Genomic DNA, 25,641 nt, shown 5'->3' with positions numbered 1-25,641 from the left:
ACGCATGTATAAGACCCAACCTACCCTGTCACAACGAGATAGGTTTTAATGAAGTTACAGAACATGTGGGGGTGTCTGAGATGAAAACCATGATGAAATACATTACTGCTTTTTGCTTTATCAGTGTAGCACCGTTCGTAACTGCTGACGAACAAGCTACTAAATCAACTGAAGGAAGCACACTAAGCAAGGTACAAGTGGCAAAGAAGGCCAGACAGGATAATGATGGTTTACCTGTTCGCCAGCTAATTATGCATGCCCAAACCAGTCAGTCTTCAACGGTCAGTCATTTTAATAACGTTGTTGAAGCGCGCACACTGCATCTGCCAGCATTAACCCAGCTTCGCTAGACGTTCTCTTCATCAAAAGAGCGGGCATCCTTGCCCGTTTTTTGTTTTCTGCACCCATTTTCTTAGACTGATTCAATCTCATTTATCACTTGCCAACACTTCAATTGTTAAAAAATTGCGTTACACTGCGCCTACTTTGCTGTATCAGGGTAATGACAGGAACTCACAATGACCAAAGCCCGACCACTCTCTCCTTTACTACTTCGCAGTGTAATTGCATCTGTACCTTTATCATCACTTGCGTTTTCTGCGATAGCACAGTCAGAAGAGCCTCCCAAACTGGAAATAATTGAAGTAAGCGCACAAAAGCGAACTCAAAACCTCCAGGAAGTGCCTGTTGCCGTTACAGCATTAAATGGTACTGTGCTGGCAGAAAAGGCGGTTTTCGATATTTATGATATTGAGCGCGGTGTGCCTACGCTTTCGGCTTTCCAAAGCCAGAGTGCAACCAATAGCGCGTTTGCCATTCGGGGCATAGGCACCTCGTCACAAAATTTTGGCTTTGAGTCCTCAGTGGGTCTGTATGTAGATGGCGTATACCGCGCTCGTCAAAACTCCGTGATCAACGACCTTACCGACATTAGCACAGTAGAGATCCTGCGTGGTCCTCAAGGCAGTTTATTCGGGAAAAATACCCCGTCAGGCGCCGTAGTGATTAATACTCAGGCACCAGATTTCGACAACAGCGGTTTTTTCCAGGTCAGTGCGGGTAATTACAATACGCTTAATTTGAATGGTGCAGCGTCATTTACTGCAATCGATGACATCCTGGCGTTTCGGATCAGTGGATTTAGTTCACAACGCGATGGTTGGGTAGAAGACACAGCTCATCCTGACGCCGAGCTGAACAACCGTGATCGCTCAGGGATCAGACTACAGGCGCTATTCACCCCATCGCAGGATATTTCCGTAAGAGTGATTGCAGACTATGCAGAATTAGACGAACGCTGCTGTGCAGCACTCACATGGCGGGGCAATTTGCAGGCTAGCGATGTTGACGGAAAATTCGGTACTGATGCTATTTTGTCGTCGCCATTGCTTGGGGGGAGTATTTTTACTCGTGAACAATACTTTAATTATCAGACCGCATTATCCACATCACCTCGATCAGCCATGCAGGATAAGGGCTTGTCAGCCCAGCTTGACTGGCAACTCAATGATACATTAACCCTGGTGTCCGTAACGGCGTACCGTCAGTTTGATAGCTTTGACAATACCGACACAGACTTCAGCGATGTCAGCCTGTTGTCAACCACCAATGACGCTACCCAGCAAGCAGTATCCCAGGAACTGAGGCTTCATTATCAACAAACGGATTTCAACGCGATTGTGGGCGCATTTTTATTCCACCAATCGCTAAACTTAGCCTTTACCAATCAAATTGGCAGTGACTTCCCAACTTTCTTTAATGTAAGCGCCAGTGAGTTACAACCACTGGTAGACGGATTAAACACGCTAAGCGCGTTATCTGGTGGGTTTATTGCGCCTGCCGCACCAGCTACCCCCGGTGGAACAGCGTTTTATCATACCGCCAATCAGGATCAGGACAGTATTGCCTTGTTTGCGCAATCTGACTGGCAATTTTTACCCCAGTGGACACTCACAACGGGCATTCGGTTTACCCGTGAAAACAAGTCGTTAGACGGCCAGTACACCGAAACAGGGCCGGGCATCGACGGGCTTTCCATGAACCCGTCGGATTTCCCCAACCCATTTGCAGCAGGTCCGGCTTTGGCCGCAATTGGAGCAGCACTCAGCACTGGCTCGCTGCCTGATGCCGCCTCTCTGGCAGCCATTGCCCCGTTTCAAACTGCCGGGTGGGGGTTTTACTTTCTGAATACGGCTTCAGTGCTCCCCCGCCCGCCTATGCAGGAAGCGTTGTCGTATAACAACACCAGTGGCACGGTAAAACTGAGTTATCAGCCCAACAGTAACCAGTTGTTCTATGCATCCTGGGGCAATGGATTTAAATCTGGCGGTATCAACACCGACCGCATCGCGCCGGGCTTTGATCCTGTGTTCTTACCAGAGAAATCCAACGCTTTTGAGCTTGGTGTGAAACAGGATTTTCCAGAACACGATTTACGTGTGAATCTGGCAGTTCATCGCACCGACATCGAAGATTTTCAGGCTTCCACCTTTACCGGCACCGGTTTTAATCTGCAAAACGCAGGGACAATAGAAACCAAAGGACTGGAATTAGATATCACCTGGCTGCCGCTGGATTCTACACAAGTAACACTGAATTTTGCCCGCACACTGGCACACTTTGACGAGTTTGAAAACGGTACTTGCTGGGTGGCATACAGCTGGCACACAGGTATTGACGACCCAGGCAGGCTGCACCCTACCGATCCTTATTGTTCGCGAGCTGGCGACCGGGTTGGTTTTGAGCCGCAAACCCGTTATACCCTGGGTGTCGAGCAGTATGCAGATATATTTAACCTGCCCACTACCCTTCGCGTCGACTACCAGTATACCGGCGATCTGTTTCTTGATGACACGGCCGATCCGTTTAAACATGTCGGCGATTTTGATATCGTCAATGCCAGTTGGATGTGGGAACTGCCAGAGTGGCAAAGTCAGATTATTCTGTGGAGTAAGAATCTTTTCGATACCCAATACGTTGCAAAAAATGGGTTTGATGTACCAGTACAAACCGGCAAAATCATGGCTTATCCTGGCATGCCACGCACCTATGGCGTAACACTGCGAACGCAGTTTTAAGCCATACAACATTTTATTGAACGAGATCAAGGAAGATCTCAGCCAGTCAGGTAGGCTTATCTCATTACCCTAATTGCACCGTAATGAGACCTGAGCCCGCTATGATCCAAACACCTGATTTTTTTGACCCTGCTTTACTCAATAAATACAACTTAAACGGTCCTCGCTATACCTCCTACCCCACTGCTCTGGAATTCAACAACGAAGTAAACGACACCAGCCTGTTGGCAGCGGCTACCGATAGCCCCACGCGGGATTTATCGCTTTATGTGCATATTCCGTTTTGCCATCAGCTTTGTTACTACTGTGGCTGCAATAAAATCGTCACCCGGCATAACGACAAAGCCGACCGTTATCTGGATTATCTGGCAAAAGAAATTGCGCTCAGGCAAAAGGCTTTCAAACACTACAAAGTAGGCCAATTACACCTGGGCGGGGGCTCACCGAGCTTCTTCTCGATTGAACAACACACGCGCCTTATTACCATGTTAAAGCAGGCTTTTGATTTCAAAGCCAATGCCGAATGCAGTATTGAAATTGATCCGCGTCACGTAGACAAACAATACCTGACTGGCCTGGCAAACCTGGGATACAAACGCCTGAGCATTGGCGTACAGGATATCAACTTTGATGTTCAGCAGGCGATTAATCGTATCCAAAGTACCTCACATATTGCAGAACTGGTATCCCACGCCCGCGAAACCGGTTTCGATTCAGTAAATTTAGATCTAATCTACGGCTTGCCTCATCAAACCGAGCAAACTTTTAAAACTACCCTGGCCGCAGTGAAGGCCATGGATCCCGAGCGAATTTCATTATTTAGTTATGCGCATTTGCCAGACCGCTTCGCCGCACAACGGAAAATAAAAGAGGAATGGTTGCCCAGCGCACAAACAAAACTTACCCTAATGAAACTGGCCATGACCAGCCTCACTCAGGCTGGTTATGCACTGATCGGCATGGACCATTTTGCCAAACAGAATGACGAATTGGCCATCGCGCAACAACGCGGTGAGCTACACCGGAATTTTCAGGGCTATACCACACTGGGCGAATTGGACATGCTCGGTCTTGGTGTGTCATCGATATCAGCAATCTTCGACATGTACGGGCAAAATCCTAAAGCGCTCAACGAATATTACGCGGCATTGGACGCGGGTACCTCTGTGGTTATTAAGGGCACTCAGCTTAGCCGTGACGACATGATCCGCCGCGATGTTATCATGGCGCTGATGTGTAACCTGAAGGTCAGTATTGCCGACATTGAGGAAAAATGGGACATCGACTTTTATCCCTACTTTGCAGAGTCCATTGATAAACTCACGCCGTTCATTCAGGATGAACTGGTATCGGTAAGTGCAACGTCAATTGATGTTGACCCCAAAGCCAGATTGCTGATACGCATCATCAGTATGAGTTTTGATGCCTATTTGGCAGGTAAACTGCACCAACAACGCTACTCAAGAGTCATTTAACTACTCTGGCTGGCAGGCAATGTGCCTGCGCCAAAGTAGGCATACACGGCCTCGCCCGTTGCAATTGACAGTTGCCGGGCAGCAGGGACTTCCAACAACGAATACAAAACCTGATCTTCACATTGCAAGGTGAGCTGTTGCAGACCGCTATGTTGGTCGGTTGCAATACCGGTTACCGATACCTGCAATCGATTTACATACCCAACCTGTGCAGGGGCAAGTGGTACTTTTGAGATAAGTACATGCCGAGCATCCACCAGCAATGTAGCGCGGTCTCCAGGGTTTTCCATTGCCCGGGTTACTACCTTGTGTTTACCAATGGAAAACACCAAAAAGTCTGCTTCTTTTTCAACAACCGGCCCTTGCAAAATACTGCCCGTTAGCCCGTTAACTGTCTGGTCGGCACCGGCCCGGCTCAGCGCTGCTGCAGGCGCATCCTGAAGCACCTGCTGCCCATGCTGAATAACGGCTACCTCATCACAATAGCGGGCAATGTCCTGCCAGTCATGACTAACCCATATCACTTTGCAGGTGTGCTGAGTATGCTGTTGCAAGGCTGATAATACACGCGCGCGCAGTTGTGTATCCATTGCGCTGGTGCTTTCATCTAACAACAATACCGACGGTCTGGCCAGTAACGCACGGGCAATGGCAACTCGCTGGGCTTCGCCACCCGATAATGCGTTTACCGCTTTGTTTAGCAGCGAGTGACATTCGAAATCCTGAATAATCTGGCGTAGCTCTGCAGAATTAACCTGATTGCTACTTGCAACCAGTGCTAAGTTACCGGATACCGATAACGCGGGAAACAAAGGGGTCTGTGAAGACACCAATACGGTTTTAATGGATTTGCCATCCGTTGATGCAGCCCAATCAGTAAAGCCTGTTATTTGAGATGATTGCTCCAATCCGGCCAAGCTACGCATGAGTGTTGATTTGCCCGCACCAGACGGCCCCACAATGCCCAGCCAGCGTACACTTTCCGACAGAGATAACGTTACGTTCAGCCGGAAGTCACCGCGTTCAATATTCACATGGCACGCCATTGTGCGCCTCCCTTGCCCTGACGCCAATACAACGCAATAAGCAGCAGTAATGACACCACGAGCAGCACTGCGGCTAATTGATGAGCCTGCGTATAATCTAACGCTTCAACGTGATCAAACAGTGCAATAGAGGCAACACGGGTCTCGCCGGGAATATTGCCGCCTATCATTAACACCACACCAAACTCGCCAATGGTATGCGCAAAACTCAAGCCAGCGGCGATAAGCGCATGGGGAAGCATGGCTGGCAGGATAATGTAACGCCATCGAGCGGTTGATGGAACATTGAGCATGGCCGCTGTTTCTAACAAGGCTGGTTGGAGTTGAGAAAATCCTGCATGCAAAGGCTGTACGGCAAAAGGCAAAGAATACAGCACCGATCCAATCACCAATGCTTCAAAAGTAAACGCCAACGGCGAACCAAACAGCGCCTGCCATCCTTGCCCAAAGGCATTATTAGGTGAAAAAGCGATGAGTAAATAAAACCCCAAAACAGTGGGAGGCAGTACCAGTGGTAACGCGATAATTGCCTGAACCAGCGCTTTTCCAGCACCCTGCCACCGGCTCAGCCACCAGGCCATAGGTACGGCAACGACCATCAGGATAAGGGTAGTCACCAATGCCAGTTTTGCGGTTAACCAGATGGCCTGAATATCCATTAGCGCGACTCTCCCGTGGGGCTTACTGGTAAATATCCCATTGCCGACAACTGATGCTGCACTTCGTGCGACAGCAAGTAGGATACAAAATCACGGGCAATGTCTTTGTTGTGAGAACGCCCTACCACACTGAGTTTTTGAACAATATCGGTATGTTTTTCTGCATCAATCATAACGCAGGAGAGTTGGTAACTTACACACTGGGAAGCCGCAATCAACGCCAATTGTACATTGCCGGTTTGCCAGAATTGCAGTGTTTGCTGAATATTACTGCCTCGTATTAACCGGCTACCCATGTGTTCCCAAAGGCCCATTCCAGTTAAAAATTGCTGCGCGGCAAGGCCATAAGGGGCAAGTCGCGGATCGGCTATTGCAATGCGTGTCGAATCAGCGGCTTCTAACAGAGCGTTAACGCCGCTTTCGCCTGCCCCAATTAAAGCCAGCTGCCCGCGAGCATACGTTACAACATCGTCAGACTCGGCCAGCCCTTGTTCAACCAGCGCTTCAGGCCGTTTAGCATCGGCAGACAAGAACACATCAAAAGGCGCCCCATGCACAATTTGCGCAAACAAAGCACCACTGGAACCCACCGTAATGTGAATACGGTGGCCGGTTTTTACAAAATAACTATCTGCAATCATCGTTAACGGCTGAGCAAAGTTTGCCGCCACAGCCACATTAAGCGTAACAGCCTGAGTTTGGGGTTTTGCCTGCGTAACAAACAACAGACACGCCAATCCAATCAGCAGCCCGGTAATGCTTAGTCGCATGCATTATCCTGATTTTCACTAAGCCAGCGCATTGCAGCTTTGTCGTCGTTGGTTTTGGCTACCACCCAGGTAGCCTGATCACCCTGCCACTCTTTTTTCCAGATAGGCACGGACTGCTTTAACATATCCATAATAAAGGTTGCCGCTAAAAACGCCTGCTCACGATGCTGTGATGCCGTTCCTACCCATACAATCTGCGCATGGTTCGCCAGTTTGCCCACGCGATGAATTATGCCAGCATCAACAATGTCAAAACGTTGGCTGGCTTGTGTTAACAGCGCGTTGAGTGCCGATTCGGTCATACCGGGATAATACTCCAGCTCAATGCCCTGGATCCCGCCCTGTGCGTTAAAATCGCGAACCAAACCGGTGAATGTAACGATGGCTCCCGCGCCTTGTGACACAGCACCACCGCATAATTCATCGTAAAGCGCTTGCTGAGAGAAATCGTTTGTCTGTACCCGGGCAAACACCATTAACCTCCGGTGACGGGCGGAAAGAAAGCCACTTCATCGTGTTCATTAAGTTTCGTTTCGCCGTTACAGAGCGTTTGATTGTGCGCCATTAACACATTGCCCTGCAGAGCGTCATTCAGCGCCGCAGACTGTCGCATTAATTGAGTGCGCAACGCCGCAATAGTGGGCGGCTGAGGTAAAGAAATGGTGAGACTATCCACCCCCGCTATTTCGCGTACCTGAGCGAAAAATTTAACCGTTACCATGTTGCCAGTCTCCGGTTTTACCGCCGCGCTTTTCCAGCACGTGAATGCCGGTCATGATCATATTAGGGTCTACCGCTTTGCACATATCAAACAAGGTTAGAAGCGCAATATTTACACCAGTGAGTGCCTCCATTTCCACGCCGGTCTGACCTTTTAATTTACAACGGCACTGCACTACAATGCTCGGAGTAACCTCGTCAAATTCAAAGGTAATATCCACTTTACTGAGCGCCAACGGATGGCACAGCGGAATTAAATTAGCACATTGTTTTGCCCCCTGAATACCGGCAATACGCGCGGCGGCCAATACATCGCCTTTTGCCGCTCGATTTTCGCTTATTTCGGCAAAAGCCTCCTGCGACAACAACAAGGTGCCCTGGGCAATCGCCTCTCTGGCAGTTACCGCTTTCTCGCTGACATCCACCATATTGGCTTCGCCCTGTCGGTTAACATGCGACAAGCCCATTACATGGTGCCTTTCAGGTGACCAACAAAATTACAAGGGCGATGGGTACTATTGAGTTGCGATTGAATAATGCCTTCCCAGGCGGTTCGACACGCGCCGGTAGAACCGGGTAAACAGAAAATAACAGTGCGATTGGCGAAACCGGCGATGGCTCTTGACTGCACGGTAGAAGTACCGATTTCCTGATAACTTAAATAGCGAAACAATTCGCCAAAGCCATCGACGTCCTTATCAAACAACACGCGCAGTGCTTCTGGTGTCGAATCCCGGCCGGTAAATCCCGTTCCCCCTGTTACCAATACAGCTTCAACGGCCGGATCGGCAATCCATGCTGAAACAACGGCACGTTGCCGGTATATGTCATCGGCGACCAGTTCTCTGGCGACTACGTTATGGCCATCCGCTTCCACCGCCTGTTGCAGGTACTGGCCTGATGTATCGGTATCAAGCGTGCGGGTATCGGAAACAGTGAGAATGGCAATATTAACGGGTAGCGCTTCGGTAGTCATAAACGTCCTTAAAATTCTGCTGCGACGGGACTGTCAAATTTGGTACATTATGCGCTTTATTGTAACGCTATCAAAGTGCTAACTATGCCAAAACCACTCCGTTATGCCCAGGCTTTGCGCTATAACCGGCAAATTGTGCTACCGCAAATCGACCTGCAAGGTCAGGAGCGGTGGCAACACGCGCGGGTATTGGTGCTTGGCACAGGCGGATTGGGCTGCGCTGCATTGCAACACCTTTGCAGCAGCGGCATTGGCCAGCTAACACTGGTTGATGGCGACATAGTCGAAGTGACCAACCTGCCTCGTCAGTGTTTATTCAGCAATCAACAGGTGGGGATGCAAAAAGTCCATGCCGCCCGTGACAGACTACATGCAATCAATCCTGATTGCGTTATCCACACGATTGCGCAAATGGCAGACGATATGTTGTTGGATGAGCTCGTACCCGAACATGATATTGTACTTGACTGTACCGACAACCTGGCAAGCCGAAATAGTATCAATGCCCGTTGCTACAAGCACAATATTCCATTGGTAACCGGGGCGGCGATTCGTTTTGAAGGTCAGATCATGCTGGTTGACCCTGTGCAGGATAGTGCGTGTTACGGCTGCTTAAGCCAGCTCATTCAGCCAACTGAATTGTCGTGCACCGAAGCCGGTATTTTCTCTCCGGTAGTTAACCTGATTGGTCTGCAACAAGCCCATATCGCATTGTTGCACTTACTTGATAAATCCCCCACCCGTGCGGGCTTGTTACATACCTATGATGGCCTTAATATGCAGTGGAATCAATTTACTATTCCCGCTTATCAGGGTTGCCCGGTATGCCAGGCCAGCCACAAAGAGATCCGATAAACTATGATTAATACAGTGAGTAAGTCGCACATACGGGTGGCACAAAATGCCTCTGGCCGGGCCATGAATGTGCCGGTGTATCATATCAAAGGGATACGCCCCGGTCCGAAAGTGTATATTCAAAGTTCGATACACGGTGCGGAAGTACAAGGCAATGTGGTGATTTACCATTTGATACAATGGCTGCAAAACATGCCAATCAGTGGCGAAATCATTCTGGTGCCAAATTGTAACCCTGTTGGCACTAACATCAAGGCGGGAGAATATACGCTGGGTCGATTTGACCCGGTTAACGGCACAAACTGGAATCGCGGTTACTACTACGATGCCAACGAAGTGACAGCGTTTGCCAACACCGTAACGTCTGAAGAATCTGTTGCGTCAGTTAAGCAACGCTTTCGCGAGCACTGGCGTAAAGCCATAACGAACAAGCTTGCCAGCCCATGGGGGCTGGGGCTGGCTCAGCAACTCAATCTGCGCTTACAGCAAATGGCCGTAGATGCCGATTACGTGCTGGATTTACATAATGGTCCGGTGTCTACCCGTCATATTTATATTCCTGACTACGCCAAAGCCAGTGCAACACTGTTTAATTTTCCGCACTGTATTTTTATTCCCAATGTATTTGCAGGCGCGTTGGACGAAGCCACATTCTGCCCGTGGTGGACATTAACCACGTTGCTAAACGAACGCGATAAACGCCAGGTAGATTTTGGCGTGGAGGCCTTCACACTGGAAATGGGCAGCCAGGAAGTGATTGACTTCGACGAAGGTGAAATCGATGCCACCAGTATTCTGAGTTATTTAACTGCCAAAGGGGTATTACCGGAAAGCCAATTGCAGCCCGCCAATATGAACCGCGTAGGGGTAAACTTAAGCGACTATAAAATTCTGTATACCCAGTGGGGAGGCATGGTGCAGTATTGTGCCAGGCCCGGGCAGCACGTGAAGCAAGGCGATATTCTGGCAAAAGTACTCAATATTGACGAACTGGATAACGAAAAAGGCAGTTTTGATATCACAGCCCCTTGTGACCTCATTCCAATGCTGCACTTCCCGTCGGCATCCGTGTTAAGCGGTACGCAACTTTATAAGTGCTTCACCAACTATTTTACGCTAACTGAAAAGGCGTAAATTCGCAGAACAAAAAACGCCGCTCATTTATAGCGGCGTTTTTTGTACGTATTTAAATTGGCGACCCCGGTGGCAATGGAAGCGGTTTAAAGGCCATCGACCACTCTCCGGTATCCCAGAATCGATTTAAGTAATGCTCCAGCGCGCGGTAATGCGCCACATCATCTTCATCTTCGAGCCATTCAGTTAGCGTCATTAATTCTGCAGTGACCGCAAGCTTAACTTCCGGTGCCGTATCCTCAGCCAGTAACGCTTGCACAATAGACTGAACCGCTACCATTTGCAGGCGTTTGGTGAGGTTGTCTTTTACATCCTTTTTGCGATAAAAATGTACCGACAGAATTTTTCTCACCACGTCGTCCACGGCCGGAATACTTGCTTGCAAACTGTGTTGATATGCCAGCCGATTCAGGCGCTCAGGGTGTAGTAGCAAAGACAAACTGAACGCTGCCGCGCTTTCGGCTGCACTAACCGGATCAAACACCCGCCCCATTCTGCCGGTAAATTGTTCGCGGGTTTGCGCTTCGGCAAAGGTAGGCGGTGGCAGTAATTTAATAATGGATTTCGGCAGCGTCAGCATCTCTGGTGCAGAAGCGTCTACCAACCGAATCATGGCATTATTCTGCGTACTCGCCGACACAAATTTTATGCCTTTCGGACTGGCATTGTCCCCCTTATTTTCGTAATCATACTCAATGCCACCTACTTGTTTTGCAACTGCCTCAAGCTGATATCGGTGAAGCAGGTAAACCGGCACCAATGCATTTTCCAGCGACGACAAACTTGCGCCTGCCGGCAGGGTGTTGAGCCCCATTTTATTGAGCGCAATGCCACGAACCTTAAGCAGATGATCAAACTCTGCAATCGGATCTGCACCGTTGTCCCACAGATGACCATCGGTTGAGCCATGATGTGATGCGCGCACGTCCTCGTCAGATTTATATTTAAGCCCTGCTGTACGAGCCTGACTCACCAGCGCCTGTAATGCAGACGCTTCATCAGTTTCTTCGGCAAAATCCTGGTATCCGTAGGCAATCACGTAATCATCCCAGGCCCCCATGCCCACATCATAGGCATCATCCAGCGAAATAACATCGCCATTCAGGGTGATCGTAGGATGTGGATAGTCCATCACTGATTCACGGCCGTTCTCACTGGCGGCAAAGTTATGTGCGATGCCTAAGGTATGACCCACTTCGTGTGCCGAAAGCTGACGAATGCGCGCCAGCGCCATGTCGCGTTGTGCAGAAATATCGCCCCCCGTTTCAGTAAAGGGACTGGTTAACCCCAGCGCGATCAAAAAGTCCTGACGAACACGTAGCGAACCCAATGTGACGTGCCCTTTGATAATTTCACCGGTACGCGGATCAACCACTGACGAGCCATAAGACCACCCCCGAGTCGCACGATGCACCCAGTTGATCACGTTATAACGAACATCCATTGGATCAGCGTCCTCGGGTAACACTTTTACCTGAAACGCATCTTTATATCCGATGGCTTCAAATGCCTGATTCCACCAGCTTGCGCCTTCGCGCAATGCACTCATCACTGGCTCAGGAATGCCAGGATCAAGATAATAAACAATCGGTTCAACCGGTTCGCTTACGGCGGCAGTCGGATCTTTCTTTGCCAGACGGTGACGACGAATAAACGCCTGCTCCATCGGCTCAGTAATGGGTGCAGAATAGTCCTGGTAAGCGTGTTTCCAATAGCCTGAAAACGGATGGAAGGCACGAGGTTTGTAACCTTCATCTGGTAACGCAACAAATGAATGATGTAAATGCACGGTAACCGAATCAGCATCTGGCGTTACTTGCTGCAAATAAGCACCTGTGCCCTGCCCGCCAAAGGTTACCAGCGCTTCAAGTTCGGTATTTTGAGCAAATACCTTGGTGCGTGGTAAATACACACCACTGCGTTTTGCATCGCTTTTAAAGGTCCCCTGATTGGCTTTTTTTAATCGCTCGGCAATGCCGTGAATATCGCTGAACAATTGTTCGGTGTAGTCAATTAGCACGGCGCCGTCGGTTTCAGCCTGAATCACAAAGCCCGCGATAACCGAATCGGCAAACGCTTCATCGATGCTGGCTTTCTCGGCTGGATTATCAGCGCTGGCCCGGTAGTCGGTATTCAGTTGTTTAAGCAATAGTTTGTTGCCGTAACGCTCAAACTGAACCAGTCGTGTTGCGCCTAACTGGCCGCGATCCAGGCCGATGTCGTTTGATCCTACGCCGTGGGGCAAACTCGACTGAAACAACAATGGCTCATTCAGCGCGCTGATTTGCAGATACACTTTGTCATCTGCAGGATTGTAATAAAGGGGTATAAACCCATCCTGCTTTTGCATGGATTGGGTAAATGATGTAATGCTGGTTGCAGCTAACGCTACGTTGCTCATTAAAAGAGCGCAAAATACAAAGAAGAGCGTGCGCACAATATTCTCCCGAACCGTTTCCCATGAATGTGTGATTGTTATGACGCACTGCAAATTGCAGGCTGATTTTTGTTCCAACTTACCCAACTTTACCGGGTAACACCATGCTCAAGTGACAAATCGACCAACTAAGCCGATGAAACTGTATAGCGATTCGAAAATCTTGATCCAGATCGCGCCGTTGTCAGCAGCCCTTTTGATTAATCGCTAACTAAAAACACGCTTGATCTGTATCAAGACGTTCCGCGCGTTCACTGAGTAATCTGGCAAACATTACAAAATCGTTACATTCGATGCGAAAATGGGCTTACAGTTTCAACAACACCATGTCACCGAAGCACAGAATACGCTCTTTCATGAGCGCTTACACAGTCAGTTATCGTCGGTTGACCAGGAACTGCTTCGTCCTTGCTATGACCAATCGGTGGTCAGCTTCGGTGCCGAGCTCGAAATGTATCTCATCGACCGGCACTTCATGCCTGCGGCACTGAACGAATCAGTGTTGAGTAAAGCCCGGGTAAATGGACTTCAGGATGAGCTGAACCAATACAATATTGAATATAATCTCGAGCCGGTTGTTGCCAGCGAAGTCCCCTTCTCTCAACTGGCCGCGCAGTTAAGGCATGCAACCAGAGCCATTGATCAAGCCGCCAGTTTATACGATGGTCATGCGCTTGCTATTGGCATCTTACCCACGTTATCGGCGCAACACCTTACCCAGGATTTCCTGACAAACCGGCCCAGATATAAAGCACTGTCTAATGCACTGAAAGCACTAAACAATGGCCCGTTCAACATCGATATACATGGCCTGGACACAATAAAAACCCGTTGTGAAGAAGTGACCCTGGAAGGGGCAAATACCTCATTTCAATTCCATCATCGGGTGCCAGTGAGTCGCTTCACGCAGTGTTACAATGCTGCGCAATTAACCTCGCCACTGGTGCTGGCACTGGCAGGTAATTCGCCGTTTTTTATGGGCAAGCGACTCTGGCAGGAAACCCGCATTGCGCTGTTTAAACAATCCATTGATTACCGCGACCACTTTAGTGGCCGCTGGCGACCGCCTTCCAGGGTTAATTTTGGCAACGGCTGGTTACGCCAGGGTATCGCAGAATGCTTAACCGAAAGTGTTGCACTCTATCCACCCATTCTGCACGTCACCGCAGAACGAATGAATAATACCGATAACCGATTTGGCGAATTGCTATTGCATCATGGAACAGTTTGGAGCTGGAACCGGGCCATACTGCAGCCCGGTGAAAATGGTCATGTAAGAATTGAATATCGCAGCCTGCCAGCGGGTCCGACGATTGACGATATGCTTGCTAACGCTGCCCTGCAAGTGGGTTTGGTTGAATCGCTGTCTTACGATTGCGAGAGTTACCTGCAACGTTTGCCATTTCGGTATGCCGAGTACAACTTTTACCGTTGTGCGCAATATGGACTCAATGCCAGGGTTATCTGGCCTGGCAAACACCAAACCGCCTTGTCAGAACACCGGGTTACCGATGTTATTGCCGATTTATTGCCCGTTGCTGATGACGGACTGGCACTGGCAGGGGTGAGCCGGGACGAACGGGATCGCTACATGAACATTATTGAGCATCGCCTGGCCGCAAGACAAACAGGTGCCAGTTGGCAATTGGATACATTCAATCGATTGACTGCCAGTGTTGCACCGCATCATGTGTTGCCTGAACTGTGTCGGCGCTACTATCAACTAAGCCAGGATGGGCAACCTGTTGCCTGTTGGGAGTAATCATGGGATTTGCGCATATTGTCACCCCCACGCTACCAGGATTTCAGCTACTTAACGCTGATGAGATAAGCTTACCCGCTACAAGCTTCCAGTTTTTACAGGCGCTGCAAGGCCCTGCAATTATCAGAATAAAAGGAAAAACGCGACAGCGCCGCGCCGTGATCACCCTGTTACATGGCAATGAACCATCGGGCTTCCTGGCATTGTACAAATTGCTTCAAGAGAAGTTTCAACCATTTGCGGATACCACTTTTTTCGTCGTATCAGTGCCTGCTGCACTGGAAGCTCCAGGATACCGATACCGGGCACTGCCGCAACACAAAGACATCAATCGCTGTTTCAAGCCACCCTACAGTGGTGAAGACGGACATCTTGCCAAGCAGGTTATCGATTATCTGGTCGATCTCGCGCCCGAAGCCATCATAGATCTGCACAACACTTCAGGCAGTGGTCCAGCCTTCAGTGTCAGCCGCAGGCTTACCGCAAAACATCAGGCGCTTGCGTCTCACTTCACCCGCTGGTTTATTCACACCGACATTGAGCTGGGTGCTGTTATGGAAGTGCCTTTTTGCTGCCCGGTTGTCACTATTGAAGCCGGAGGTGCACAGGATGACATTGCGCATATCAATGCTTATGAGGGTTTAAAATCGTATCTGAGTGAAGAAAATGTGTTTACCCAGCGCCAGCACATTGAAGTGTTGGGGCAACCCCGACGTTTGGAAATACATAAAGAAGCGTCGCTGGCCTTTGCCGAGAGGCCGGTATTCGGTGCCAGTATCACCATTCGCCAGGATATCGAACAACGCAATTTTGGTACCACACAACCGGGTGACATTCTGGGCTGGGTTGACCATGCAAAACTCGAACATTTCCGTCTGGGAGGTCATCAGCGTGGCGAACTGGTAGAACATTATTTCAGTGCTGACAATAACCAGCTCACCGTTACAAAACCGCTCAAGTTTTTTATGGTCACCACACGCATTGACATCGCCAAAAGCGACTGTTTACTTTACTTCATCGAAACCGACTAACTGGCATTACACTATCAAGAATTACCCGATGACGCACCTTGAAACAAGGGCGCTAGCGCTTGTTTCATCCCGGTTTTGCGACGTTGTTGCAAGGCAACCGCAGTGCGCAACGTTTCGGTTGTAGTTACAAGAACACAGCCTCGCTTGGCCCTGGTGAGGCCGGTATACACCAATTCACGGGTACAAATAGCCGCCGCCTGTTTTGAGGGTGGTTCAGGTAAACAAAGTAATAGCTGGGCAAATTCCGATCCCTGGGACTTGTGAATGGTCATGGCGTACACAGTTTCAAATCGGGGCAACCGGGTAAGTGGCACTGCGCGAAACGCGCCGTTGTCGGCTGTAAACCAGGCTTTCAGTTGGCCATTTGCAGCAGGCCATACAATGCCAACATCGCCATTAAATAACCGCATACTATAGTGATTTTCTACCACCATAATGGGCTTTCCGCGGTAAAACTGCCCGGCCGTGCCCGTAGGAGACATCAGGGTTTCGATGCGCTCATTGAGTGCAATCGCGCCAAACTCGCCTTGTCGGAATGGCGTTAACCATCGCACATTTAGCAGGGCTTTTATTGCATCACTCAAACTGCCGGCCTGATTAACCGGGTCAAAGCACGCTTTCGCCGTTTGGGCAAACTGCTTTTCCAGTGCCTGAGGTTCGCACATAGCCACCCCTTCAATGTCGGCCACAGCTTTTGATTTCACGCTTTCCAGACTACGCACTAAAGTGTGCGTATCACCGGCGGAGATTGCACTGGCGGCATCGGCCAAATCCCCGCCAAATCGCTGTGCGTTTATCAGGGTAAAATGACAGTCTGGCTCATCCTGCTTGTCGGTGTTAGCCAATGCAGGCAAGTGAGGACACAATCTGGCAAATTGCGCCGCCGCACTTACTGACACAGAGTCGCAGGCACTTTTGTTCATGGCCGCAAGGATATCACCCAGCACATTACCCGCTTCAACAGACGGTAGCTGATTCGGATCGCCCACTAAAATAATGCGGGTATCTGGTCCCAGGGCCCGGAACAACCGTGCCATCAGTGCCAAATCAATCATGGAGCTTTCATCCACTACCACCACATCTGCATTCAATGGTCGGTCGGCGTTTGCCCGGCAGTGAATCCCCCAACGCGGCATGCCCAGTAAACGGTGTAAGGTCATCGCTTGCTGGCGAATTTTATCGCCTAATCGTGCCAACGGCTCATTACCCATAAAGGTACTCAGTGCTAAATCAATCGATTCAGACAAGCGCTGTGCCGCTTTGCCCGTTGGCGCTGTAAGCATAATAGACAACTTACCATCCCAAGCCGCTTGCATGGCCATGAGCAACCGTGCAATGGTGTAGGTTTTTCCTGTGCCTGGCCCACCGGAAATAATCGCAAATCGCTGATTCACGCTGAGCGCAGTGGCGACTTGTTGCCAGTCCTGCTCATCAACAGACTGTGTGTTGAATAACGCAGGCCACAACGCAGCAACCCGCTGATACTGCGTGTCATCCAATGGCACGGGTAACAGCCTGGCTTCAATCCCCGCTTTTATGTCCTGCTCAAATTGCCAGTAGCGCGCGCTGTATAAACGGTGTTCGAGCAGATGCAGTTTACCGTGTAACACAGGTGACTGAGCCAACGATTGGGCTATCTCAAGTAATGCAGGTAAACACGCAAAGTGCCAGCCTGAACCGGTTTTGTCGGGTATATCAAACAATGTTTGATCAGCAATATCGTCCAGTAATAAACAAGCGTTTCCCTGACGTTGACTCACGCTTAATGCAAGCAACAAATGAAAAGCCGATGTCAGCTCGGTTGTTGGCCAGGCAGCGTCGTTTTTCAACAAATCACACAAGGTTTGCGCAAAGTAATGATCAATGGCTTCGATGTCGGCCAGCGCTGCACTGCATTGGGAAAATCCGGCGTACATTATATTTCGCTCCCTGTTTTCGGAACTGACTCCACGAGCGTTTGGCAACCGGTGAGAGCTTGTTCTACAGCCAGCACCATGCTCACAGGTAACGCATGATAAAACACACCACTGTGCTCACTATGTTGTGCCGACATTCCTCGCAGGTAAAAATAATACACGCCCCCCAAATGCCGCTCCGGGTCGTAGTGAGTAATACGTTTTGCCAAAAACCGGTGTAACGCCACACTGTAAATCAGGTACTGCAGGTCGTAATTGTGCTGCATGTTATTGAGGGCCAGATTATCTGGCTGATAATGATGCCCCCCTACTCCCAGAAAGGTTGATTTGTAATCGGCTATGTAATAACGGTCACCGCGCTTAAAGATCAAATCGATAAAGCCGTGCATCATACCAGCCAATAAACTCCCTTCCAGATTCACTGGCAACGGTTGGTCGAGCACCGCCGCTCGGTGCTGCGCCAATACTTTAGTCAGCGCATTGCGTTTTACCGCATTGAGTGGAAAATAAAATTCCGCCTCGCGCAGGGTATCGTGCAATGGCAACATACTCATGCTAAAGCTATCGCCGTTAAAGGCGTCGCGTAACGGGGTATTCAGTACATCTTCCAGCCAGTCAAATAATGCCGGTTGTTCAGCCTCGCTGATGCCGTAGCGCTGCGCAATTACAGGGGCAGTCTCAAGCCAGTCAGGTTCCCTGAAATCCAGCTCTTCTAATACATCGTGAAGCAGGTTTCCACTTTGTGCGCCCGGTTGAAGCGTATACCGCAGCTGAGCACTTTGATCTGGCGATACAACTGCGGGTTCCGGCGCTGTGGCTTCATTAATTTCAGACTCGCGCTGCCGGATCCGCGTATGCGCAACTTGTCGGGTTAAGGCTGAAAATGAGTACAATCGCCATGGGTCGTCGAGTGCGCGTTCAAACCGTTTACACGTAAGCGCAGTGACAGGCGGTGTGCGCAGCACAAGATCTCTGTCGTCCACTGCTGTAATGCAGGCTGTATGTCCTTCGCCTTCATTCACTAACGCCATAATCGCGGCCTGCCAGCTATCAAACTGCTCGCGAGCCAATATGTTACCCAGCGACGATAATTCGCTTTGCAACGTGTCCGCCACGCCTAAATAACAGCGATGCGAAGAACGCGTTATAGCCACATACAACAGGCGCATGCTCTCCGCGTCAGCCTCGCGCTTCACCCGTTGCATCAACGATGCCCCCGGCCCCAGCTTTAGCTGCTGCTGAGCGTTGGCCTCATCGTAGTAACGCACAATATCGGCTTTTACTTTGCCAATGGTGGTGGGATCGCGGTATTCCGATGCGAAAGGTACAAACACAATGGGATATTCCAGCCCCTTTGAGCCGTGCTGCGTCACAATTTGAATCAATCGGGCATCACTTTCCAGTCGCTGAATCTGTTCTTTAGCCTGATCGGGATGAATGACCTGCCTGCGCAGCCAGTTCAAATGATGACTGGGCTGAGGATAACCTTTGGCCGCTTCCTGTAACACCTCGGCTAAATGCTGGTAATTGGTAACACTGCGCTCAGCATTGGTGTCAGGCGGCATGTACTGATGTTGCAGTAACGCCAGGATAAGACTTAACACACCTTGCTTCTGCCACACATCACGCCACTGGCTGAACTGGGTGAGCAGCGCATCCCAGTCGGCTGCATCGTCATTTTGCAGTAATTCGTGCACTTTGGCGGCAGGCAAGCCGATTAACGGACTGGCCAGAGCAGACTGTACTAAACGCATATCATGAGCATGCCAGATAGCATCCAGCACGCGCAGCACATCGGTCGCTTCTGCACTGTTAAACAAATTGGAACGATTTGACAAATACACACTGGGTAATCCGTGATGCGACAACGCCTGTTGAACAATACGGGCCTCGTTACCGCTTTTCACCAGAATCGCAATATCGCCAGGCTGAGTGAAACGCTCTCCCAGCTTCACTTCGCTTAATAGTCGCAAAACTTCCCGGGTTAATAATTGCGCTTGCGCGCTGCGTACTTCGCTTTTGGGCGGACCAGACTGCTTACCATTTGTTTGCTCAGGATCGGGGGGTAATAGCAGGAAAGTCAGCGCCGCCCTATCAGCTTTAGGATCACGAAGTGGCACACTGGCCGCCTTCGCGCCCGGACTGGCATTGACAGGTTCATAACCAATCTCAAAATCAAATAGATCCCGTCGCTCGCGATGTAACGGATTTCCCCAGAATAAACGGTTGTATGCATTTACCATGGGGGCAACGGAGCGCCAGTTGGTGTCCATCACCCAGCGGTATCTGGCTTGTCTGGCAGCGGCCAGATAGGTAAAAATGTCACCGCCGCGAAAGCCATAAATGGCCTGCTTAGGATCGCCAATCATCAGCAGGGCATGACGGCCCTGCTCCGTTGCTTGGGTTGAATAAACGTTGGCCAGAATGTGATACTGATCCGCGTCGGTATCCTGAAACTCATCCACCAGCGCGACCGGGTACTGACTGCGCAATTGCGCGCTTAAAGGACTTTCCGGCGAGGTAATTCGCTGTGCCAGCATACGAATTAAATCGTTAAAATCCACCGATTGTAATTGCGCTTTTTGTTTTGCCACATGGGCGCGAATAAAGGTGATCGCTTGCAGCACAACCTGTAGTGCGGGCACTTTACTCAGTTGTTTACTTTGCGCTTCGTTTAGCTGTTTGAGACTATCGTTTAAGCGCGCGCGAAAGTCTTTTAATGGTTCGATAGCCGCTTTGGCTTCTTCCATGCCCTCGCGTTTACCTTTAAACCGGTTGCCGTTAACAAACTGACCGACTTCTCTGGGTACAGTAGAAAAATCATTGCCCTCCAGCCAGTTTATAATGATGTCCCATTCCTGGGCCCGTTCAGGCTTATCCTGTATCACCGTATCTTGAAATAGCCCTGACTGGGTAAGCAGTGACGAGCATATCCCTGCAGCCTCTAGACTGTAACTGACAGACAGGCTTTTTAACTGCTCAGCAAATTCTTTGTGAATGGTTTGTGTATCGGTGCAACTTATTTCGCCCGTGCTATCAAACCAGTTGCCAAACCGGCGAATAAAGCGTTCTGGAGAATGCCATTTGTGTTCTTGCAGCAACACAAATGCCTGTGCATCGTTACTGATTTTACGAAAGAAATCCTCGCACGCGAGCCGGTATAATTCGCGGGTATCGGTTGCCAGCGATAGCTCCAGTGGCGTTGCCGAGGTAAAGGCCATATCGCCCAGCACCCTGTTACAAAAACTGTGTATGGTAAATACCGCGGCATCATCAAGTTCGAGTAGCGCCGCTTGTAACAAAGCAATGCCTTCGGCGCCGGGGACAGCTTGATATACCGACAACATCACCGGATCGGCTTTATCGGGTACACCTTGTTCATTGGCTGCATGCCAAAACGTCAGTGCTTCACGAAGCGTAGCCGCAATCCTGCCGCGGATTTCTTCAGTGGCCGCTTTGGTAAAGGTCATCACCAGTATTTGTTGTACGGGCAAGCGCATTTCCAGCAGAAACCGTAGGTAAATACGCGTGATATTAAACGTTTTGCCGGTACCAGCACTGGCTTCAATTAAATGGCGACCGGTAAGGGGCAACTCAGCCACATTCAGATGAGACAGACTCATGATTTGGCTCCTGCCATCGCCTGGAAAAAGGGTTCATAAATACGCGCCAGTAACGACAAGGGCAATGAACTTGCCTCCGGGAGGATGGGATAAAACCAGGCAAGATAAGGATTGTGCCCCAACACGCTGAACTCATTATTGGGATCAGTAAGCGATGACCAGCGCTTTTCTACTTCCGGACCTTGCTGCCATTCAGTACTGTCTGTTCGCATATTGGCATGTTTTGCCAGCAACTCACCTAATGCCAGATGCACAATGGTAGGCGACTGTTCAATCTGACTAAACGCCAATGATAACGATTCCAGCACCTCGTTAGCCATGTCGGCCGACATCGCTGGCAGCGTAATGGACCTGGTAGGATAGTTGTCTTTTTTCCAATCCACGTAATACAGGGTAAGCGGTAGGTTTACACCTTCGCTGTTAGCCAGCAGCAGCGTTAACCACGCCTGGAAACTGCGATGCGTGGCGTGTTGTCCTACGTGGTACATGACCAGGGCGCTGTCGCTGTATTCACAGTACGCTGAAAGCTGTAACTGCCCATTGTCAAACTGGTAGTAACCTCGCGAAATGTTGTGTTGCGACACGGTGTCGGCCAATACCTGAGCAGCTTGCTCCCATTGCAACAGTTCCAGCTCGGTAGTGGGCGTTTGCGGTACCCGCCCGCTGAGTTGATAGCGCGGCGTGAGGGAAGCTGCCTGGCTGTTGGTGCGATAATGTTCCACCATGCCCTCTACAAACTGATATCGCGTTAATTTATCGGTTTCAAACGGTTCGGCGTCACTCAGTACGTTATCCTGTTGAACCAAAGACACACCCAGCAGCCTGGCTAGCCAGGCTAATGGATCGCGAAAACACTGGGTAAGCTCGTGAGTAGTAAGACTGCGCTTTTGCACCGCCGTAGTCAGCTTGAGTGTGGTGCCCTGCTCCTGTTTATCCGGTGGATTCACCATAGCCTGGGCAAGTCTGAACCAGCCAGCGGAAAACCCCGGTTGTGCCGCGGTAAATGCACCCGGGCTAAATGGATGCAAAGCAACCTGCTGTAAAGCCTGTTTGGTGTGCCAGTCATAGCCTTGCGATAAGTAATCCATTAGTTCCTGAAGCACCAGGCTGGGCTGACGCTCGGAGTTATCCTGCGCACTGCGTCCCTGATAGCTAAGATACAAATGCTGTCGCGCAGAGATCAGGGCTTCTAAAAACAGGTATCTGTCTTCCTGTCGGCGCGAGCGATCACCCAGGCGCGCCGGGCTGCGCGCCATGATATTAATGCTGCCGGGCGGGTTACTGCGAGGAAACTCACCATCGTTCAAGCCCAGTATGGCAATGACCTTAAACGGAATACTGCGCATTGGCAGCATGGAGCAAAAGGTTACCTGACCGGTCATAAAGTGGTTGCCGGCATCGGGAGTACCAAATCGCTTATTCAAGATATCCCTGACTTCAACCAGGCTAAGCGCGCCGTTAAAATCAGCCTGTTCACTTTGCAATGTTAAATCAGCAATGGCTTTACCTATGCTTTCCCAGGTGTCATTGTCTTCTTGCGCCGGCGTGAAACAATCGTCTCTTAACTGAAGCAAGTAGTCGGTCCATTCAAGTGGTGTGCGGGCCTGATGCATGCGTTGAGTATGGTTGGCCAGTTGTTCCAATACCAGCATCAGTCTGCCCAGCTCCACACTTTGCTGCCCTTCTACATCGGGCACGGTTACGCAATCTGCCAACAACTGTTCGCGATCTTCCGCCACCATCCCCAGCATGAGTCGTTTAAAACCCCAGGACCAGCTAAACATCGGGCTGTCGGTGACCTGTTGTGAACTTCGCGCCTTGTGCTCGCCATCCAGCCCCCAATGAATGTTTGCTGCTCGTAACCAATGTTCTATCACCAGCAAGCTTTGTTCGGTTAGACCAAACTTCTTCTGCAAGGGCGACAAACTCAGGTATTCGATAATCTGGTTTACGCTAAAGCGGCTATCGGGCAATTGCAGCAACGATAAAAACGCCGCTATCAAGGGCTCTGCATCCAGCGGCGAACGATCTGCCACACTGCAGGGGATCCGGGGACTGGCATCGTCCTCAAACCGTTGCTGACCGACTCTGGCAAACACAGCATCAATAAACGGTGCGTATTGCTCGATAGCCGGACACATTACCAGCACATCTTTAGGTTGTAGCCTGGGATTGTCGTTCAATAAACCGAGTAAATGCTCATGCAGATGCTGAACTTCACGCAATGCGCTATGCGCCGAGCTGACCACAATACTGCGATCATTGGCTTGCCAGCAGGATAGTCCGTTTGCATTGCGCGCTTCCAGAATATCCTGCTGAATCAGGTGTAACATCAGTGGCGCCTGGTTTTCTTCTTCCGGCGCGGGCGCATCGAATGCACTGATTTCATAACTGTCTAACTGAGTTAACTGATTAAATAAGTCACGCCCTTGTTTACCCAGGTTAGCAAGTAGTGGATTATCCTGATTTTGTGCCATCCAGGCTTCAATGCCTTGCTGTCGCAGGATCCGGGCCTGCTCTCCCCGGCTCGCCACGTTACCCCAGTAATTAACGCACGGGTTTAAATGAAATACGTGTACATCGATCACCGCAGACAATGCATCCAAAAAACCAACAAACTGCGGTGCCATGGTATTAATAGCAAACAGAATAATGCGCGATGGCAGCCGGCCTTCAAGTTTGTCGGGGGAGGCTTTTAATCCTTCGATTAACTGTTCGTACAAACGCGCCGGATATAAGGGAATATCAGTCACTAATGCACGCCATAGATAAGCTTGCCAGGGTTCGTCCGGATCATCGGTTACCGATTGATGCCTCTCCCAACTTAATAGCCAATCAGGCCGATACAATAGATACTGTTCAAGTAAATCGGCAAAATTTACCGCCAGTTGCAGTTTGCCCAGGGCGTGGTCTGTTGCCAGATAAGTGGCTACTCTGGCCATGTCTGGCCGTTCGATGTGTTCTGCACTATCGAGTAATTTATAAATGCGCCAGCGCAACACCTCACGCCGATAGGGTGATTCACGTGGAATGCGTGCTTCGCCCAATACGGTTCGGGCAATATCCCACATAAATCGCACGGGCAATGGGTATAGAATGTTCATTGCGATACCCTGCTCACGCGCCAGTTGCATGTTCAGCCAATGCTGCATACCCGGGCTTTCAACCAGAATGATATCGGGCGTAAACCCTTCTGCAGGCTGCCTGGCTAGCAGGGTTGATAGCAACACGCTCAGGTGTTCCAGTTTGTTAGAGGGATAAAGTGTTAACAAGCCTGTTCCAATCCTTTTCTATCCATTCAGCTATACGCCTCAGTCTTCACCGCTTTTTGCAAAATTACTGTTTATTTGGCAAGCCATTGAGTGCGCGTTGCTTGCGAATTGCTTCTTTACTGGACGCCACCTGCTCTTTAAACGAGATAAACCCGGCTTCAATCTCTGCATAGATGTCGGGATATTGTTCTTTTGGCGTGAAACCATTGGGGTGATGCTTATGCCAGGTAATGGCATTGTCGATAAGCGTTACCCATGCGTCAGGATCGGCACCGGCGTATTCATTTATAGGCGCACCAAGAACAGATTGAAATGACGTATACAACGCGCCATCGGCCGACGGGTCCAGATCAGGATTTGCCATTAAATACGCGCGAAATCGCATCTGTCCGACGTAATACCATTGCACGGCCTGGTCTTTATCACCTGTGTTAAACAGATTAGCGGCCAGTAATAAGTAACTTATCGGGTGCTTGTTTTCGATATCGGCGATGAGCTCATCAACACTTTGCCCGACCGCAATTGGCTCGTTTGAGGATGAGGATGAGGATGAGGATAAGGATGTCGAAGGTGATGTAGCACCACAGCCGTTAAGGATGAAAAGCGATAGAATGAGTAACCGGGTGTAAACCTGCATTTGCCTCTCCCTGACCTGATCTTTGGTATATGCCAATAATATGCGTTTAGCCAACACCGAAAATGAATGTTTGGCTAGTATGCCTTGAAACGAATTTGATAGAAATATGCAGGGAAATAACTGGTGATTTAATAAACAAGCGAGTATAGTGCGGCGCGTGGCTGGCAGAGATAAAAAAACCCATACAGACCTCAGGACACGAAAAATCTGTATGGGGAAGGTTACGGGCCACATCCTAGCAACTTTGAGCC

The 25,641-nt window shown here is 49.9% G+C and carries 19 protein-coding genes; 7 read left to right on the top strand and 12 right to left on the bottom strand.

Features of this window, described 5'->3' with window-relative positions; translation table 11 throughout:
• Positions 1 to 80: 80 nt before the first annotated feature.
• The 3 genes from FJ444_RS04395 (at position 81) to hemN (ending at position 4,552) form a co-directional block, all read left to right on the top strand.
• Entirely contained in the window at positions 81 to 350 is a 270-nt protein-coding gene (locus FJ444_RS04395; protein WP_140956710.1) for a hypothetical protein, read from the top strand.
• Between the two features lie 168 nt (positions 351 to 518).
• Entirely contained in the window at positions 519 to 3,077 is a 2,559-nt protein-coding gene (locus FJ444_RS04390; protein WP_140956709.1) for a TonB-dependent receptor, read from the top strand.
• Positions 3,078 to 3,178: 101 nt separating this feature from the next.
• A complete protein-coding gene (hemN, locus tag FJ444_RS04385; protein ID WP_181405062.1) occupies positions 3,179 to 4,552 on the top strand; it encodes an oxygen-independent coproporphyrinogen III oxidase in 1,374 nt (457 codons plus the stop codon).
• On the opposite strand, the gene FJ444_RS04380 is transcribed toward hemN, so the two are convergent.
• The 7 genes from FJ444_RS04380 to moaB are packed head-to-tail and all read right to left on the bottom strand — an operon-like array spanning position 4,549 to position 8,723.
• Positions 4,549 to 5,586, bottom strand: a complete 1,038-nt coding sequence (locus FJ444_RS04380) for an ATP-binding cassette domain-containing protein (RefSeq protein WP_181405061.1) — start codon at positions 5,584 to 5,586, stop codon at positions 4,549 to 4,551. The genes hemN and FJ444_RS04380 overlap by 4 nt on opposite strands.
• On the bottom strand, positions 5,583 to 6,257 hold the full coding sequence (gene modB, locus FJ444_RS04375; protein ID WP_140956707.1) for a molybdate ABC transporter permease subunit: 675 nt from the start codon (positions 6,255 to 6,257) through the stop codon (positions 5,583 to 5,585). The genes FJ444_RS04380 and modB overlap by 4 nt, the downstream gene beginning before the upstream one ends.
• Complete coding sequence (gene modA / locus FJ444_RS04370) at positions 6,257 to 7,027, bottom strand: molybdate ABC transporter substrate-binding protein (RefSeq protein ID WP_140956706.1); 771 nt, start codon at positions 7,025 to 7,027, stop codon at positions 6,257 to 6,259. Before modA ends, modB begins: the two co-directional genes overlap by 1 nt.
• The gene (locus FJ444_RS04365; protein WP_140956705.1) at positions 7,018 to 7,503 is read right to left on the bottom strand and encodes a molybdenum cofactor biosynthesis protein MoaE; all 486 of its coding nucleotides are present in this window, start codon (positions 7,501 to 7,503) and stop codon (positions 7,018 to 7,020) included. Before FJ444_RS04365 ends, modA begins: the two co-directional genes overlap by 10 nt.
• On the bottom strand, positions 7,503 to 7,748 hold the full coding sequence (gene moaD, locus FJ444_RS04360; protein WP_140956704.1) for a molybdopterin converting factor subunit 1: 246 nt from the start codon (positions 7,746 to 7,748) through the stop codon (positions 7,503 to 7,505). The genes FJ444_RS04365 and moaD overlap by 1 nt, the downstream gene beginning before the upstream one ends.
• Positions 7,735 to 8,214, bottom strand: coding sequence for a cyclic pyranopterin monophosphate synthase MoaC (gene moaC, locus FJ444_RS04355; protein WP_140956703.1), 480 nt, complete (start codon positions 8,212 to 8,214; stop codon positions 7,735 to 7,737). The genes moaD and moaC overlap by 14 nt, the downstream gene beginning before the upstream one ends.
• Positions 8,214 to 8,723, bottom strand: coding sequence for a molybdenum cofactor biosynthesis protein B (gene moaB / locus FJ444_RS04350; RefSeq protein WP_140956702.1), 510 nt, complete (start codon positions 8,721 to 8,723; stop codon positions 8,214 to 8,216). The genes moaC and moaB overlap by 1 nt, the downstream gene beginning before the upstream one ends.
• Before the next feature lie 84 nt (positions 8,724 to 8,807).
• Between moaB and FJ444_RS04345 the strand changes: the two genes are divergently transcribed.
• Both FJ444_RS04345 and FJ444_RS04340 read left to right on the top strand, forming a co-directional pair.
• The gene (locus tag FJ444_RS04345) at positions 8,808 to 9,578 is read left to right on the top strand and encodes a molybdopterin-synthase adenylyltransferase MoeB (protein ID WP_140956701.1); all 771 of its coding nucleotides are present in this window, start codon (positions 8,808 to 8,810) and stop codon (positions 9,576 to 9,578) included.
• 3 nt (positions 9,579 to 9,581) lie between these two features.
• Entirely contained in the window at positions 9,582 to 10,712 is a 1,131-nt protein-coding gene (locus FJ444_RS04340; RefSeq protein ID WP_140956700.1) for a succinylglutamate desuccinylase/aspartoacylase family protein, read from the top strand.
• A gap of 52 nt (positions 10,713 to 10,764) precedes the next feature.
• Here FJ444_RS04340 and FJ444_RS04335 read toward each other — a convergent pair whose 3' ends face one another.
• Positions 10,765 to 13,113, bottom strand: coding sequence for a zinc-dependent metalloprotease (locus tag FJ444_RS04335; RefSeq protein ID WP_140956981.1), 2,349 nt, complete (start codon positions 13,111 to 13,113; stop codon positions 10,765 to 10,767).
• 337 nt (positions 13,114 to 13,450) lie between these two features.
• Here FJ444_RS04335 and FJ444_RS04330 point away from each other — a divergent pair, with 337 nt between their 5' ends.
• Positions 13,451 to 14,911, top strand: coding sequence for a hypothetical protein (locus tag FJ444_RS04330; RefSeq protein WP_140956699.1), 1,461 nt, complete (start codon positions 13,451 to 13,453; stop codon positions 14,909 to 14,911).
• Between the two features lie 2 nt (positions 14,912 to 14,913).
• Entirely contained in the window at positions 14,914 to 15,942 is a 1,029-nt protein-coding gene (locus tag FJ444_RS04325; RefSeq protein WP_140956698.1) for a succinylglutamate desuccinylase/aspartoacylase family protein, read from the top strand.
• Between the two features lie 14 nt (positions 15,943 to 15,956).
• On the opposite strand, the gene recD is transcribed toward FJ444_RS04325, so the two are convergent.
• The 4 genes from recD to FJ444_RS04305 all read right to left on the bottom strand — a co-directional run bounded on the left by recD (position 15,957) and on the right by FJ444_RS04305 (position 25,390).
• Positions 15,957 to 17,858, bottom strand: a complete 1,902-nt coding sequence (gene recD / locus FJ444_RS04320) for an exodeoxyribonuclease V subunit alpha (protein ID WP_140956697.1) — start codon at positions 17,856 to 17,858, stop codon at positions 15,957 to 15,959.
• Positions 17,858 to 21,481, bottom strand: coding sequence for an exodeoxyribonuclease V subunit beta (recB, locus tag FJ444_RS04315; RefSeq protein ID WP_140956696.1), 3,624 nt, complete (start codon positions 21,479 to 21,481; stop codon positions 17,858 to 17,860). The genes recD and recB overlap by 1 nt, the downstream gene beginning before the upstream one ends.
• Positions 21,478 to 24,753, bottom strand: coding sequence for an exodeoxyribonuclease V subunit gamma (gene recC, locus FJ444_RS04310; protein WP_181405060.1), 3,276 nt, complete (start codon positions 24,751 to 24,753; stop codon positions 21,478 to 21,480). The genes recB and recC overlap by 4 nt, the downstream gene beginning before the upstream one ends.
• A 64-nt stretch (positions 24,754 to 24,817) precedes the next feature.
• Positions 24,818 to 25,390 (bottom strand): hypothetical protein, encoded by a 573-nt coding sequence (locus FJ444_RS04305; protein WP_140956694.1) that lies wholly within the window; start codon positions 25,388 to 25,390, stop codon positions 24,818 to 24,820.
• Between the last annotated feature and the right edge of the window lie 251 nt (positions 25,391 to 25,641).

The sequence above is a fragment of the Aestuariibacter sp. GS-14 genome, assembly GCF_006494365.1.
In the GTDB taxonomy this organism is placed as follows: Bacteria; Pseudomonadota; Gammaproteobacteria; order Enterobacterales; family Alteromonadaceae; genus Alteromonas; species Alteromonas mangrovi.
This window is presented reverse-complemented; position numbering and strand designations above follow the sequence as displayed.

Excerpts from the sequence above, each read along its gene's own strand:
- moaC (WP_140956703.1), bottom strand. The coding sequence starts at position 8,214 with ATGGGCTTGTCGCATGTTAACCGACAGGGCGAAGCCAATATGGTGGAT.
- hemN (WP_181405062.1), top strand. The coding sequence starts at position 3,179 with ATGATCCAAACACCTGATTTTTTTGACCCTGCTTTACTCAATAAATAC.
- FJ444_RS04335 (WP_140956981.1), bottom strand. The coding sequence starts at position 13,113 with ATGAGCAACGTAGCGTTAGCTGCAACCAGCATTACATCATTTACCCAA.
- FJ444_RS04365 (WP_140956705.1), bottom strand. The coding sequence starts at position 7,503 with ATGGTGTTTGCCCGGGTACAGACAAACGATTTCTCTCAGCAAGCGCTT.
- recB (WP_140956696.1), bottom strand. The coding sequence starts at position 21,481 with ATGAGTCTGTCTCATCTGAATGTGGCTGAGTTGCCCCTTACCGGTCGC.
- FJ444_RS04325 (WP_140956698.1), top strand. The coding sequence starts at position 14,914 with ATGGGATTTGCGCATATTGTCACCCCCACGCTACCAGGATTTCAGCTA.
- FJ444_RS04395 (WP_140956710.1), top strand. The coding sequence starts at position 81 with ATGAAAACCATGATGAAATACATTACTGCTTTTTGCTTTATCAGTGTA.
- modA (WP_140956706.1), bottom strand. The coding sequence starts at position 7,027 with ATGCGACTAAGCATTACCGGGCTGCTGATTGGATTGGCGTGTCTGTTG.
- moaB (WP_140956702.1), bottom strand. The coding sequence starts at position 8,723 with ATGACTACCGAAGCGCTACCCGTTAATATTGCCATTCTCACTGTTTCC.
- modB (WP_140956707.1), bottom strand. The coding sequence starts at position 6,257 with ATGGATATTCAGGCCATCTGGTTAACCGCAAAACTGGCATTGGTGACT.
- FJ444_RS04390 (WP_140956709.1), top strand. The coding sequence starts at position 519 with ATGACCAAAGCCCGACCACTCTCTCCTTTACTACTTCGCAGTGTAATT.
- FJ444_RS04345 (WP_140956701.1), top strand. The coding sequence starts at position 8,808 with ATGCCAAAACCACTCCGTTATGCCCAGGCTTTGCGCTATAACCGGCAA.
- FJ444_RS04305 (WP_140956694.1), bottom strand. The coding sequence starts at position 25,390 with ATGCAGGTTTACACCCGGTTACTCATTCTATCGCTTTTCATCCTTAAC.
- FJ444_RS04330 (WP_140956699.1), top strand. The coding sequence starts at position 13,451 with ATGGGCTTACAGTTTCAACAACACCATGTCACCGAAGCACAGAATACG.
- FJ444_RS04340 (WP_140956700.1), top strand. The coding sequence starts at position 9,582 with ATGATTAATACAGTGAGTAAGTCGCACATACGGGTGGCACAAAATGCC.
- moaD (WP_140956704.1), bottom strand. The coding sequence starts at position 7,748 with ATGGTAACGGTTAAATTTTTCGCTCAGGTACGCGAAATAGCGGGGGTG.
- recD (WP_140956697.1), bottom strand. The coding sequence starts at position 17,858 with ATGTACGCCGGATTTTCCCAATGCAGTGCAGCGCTGGCCGACATCGAA.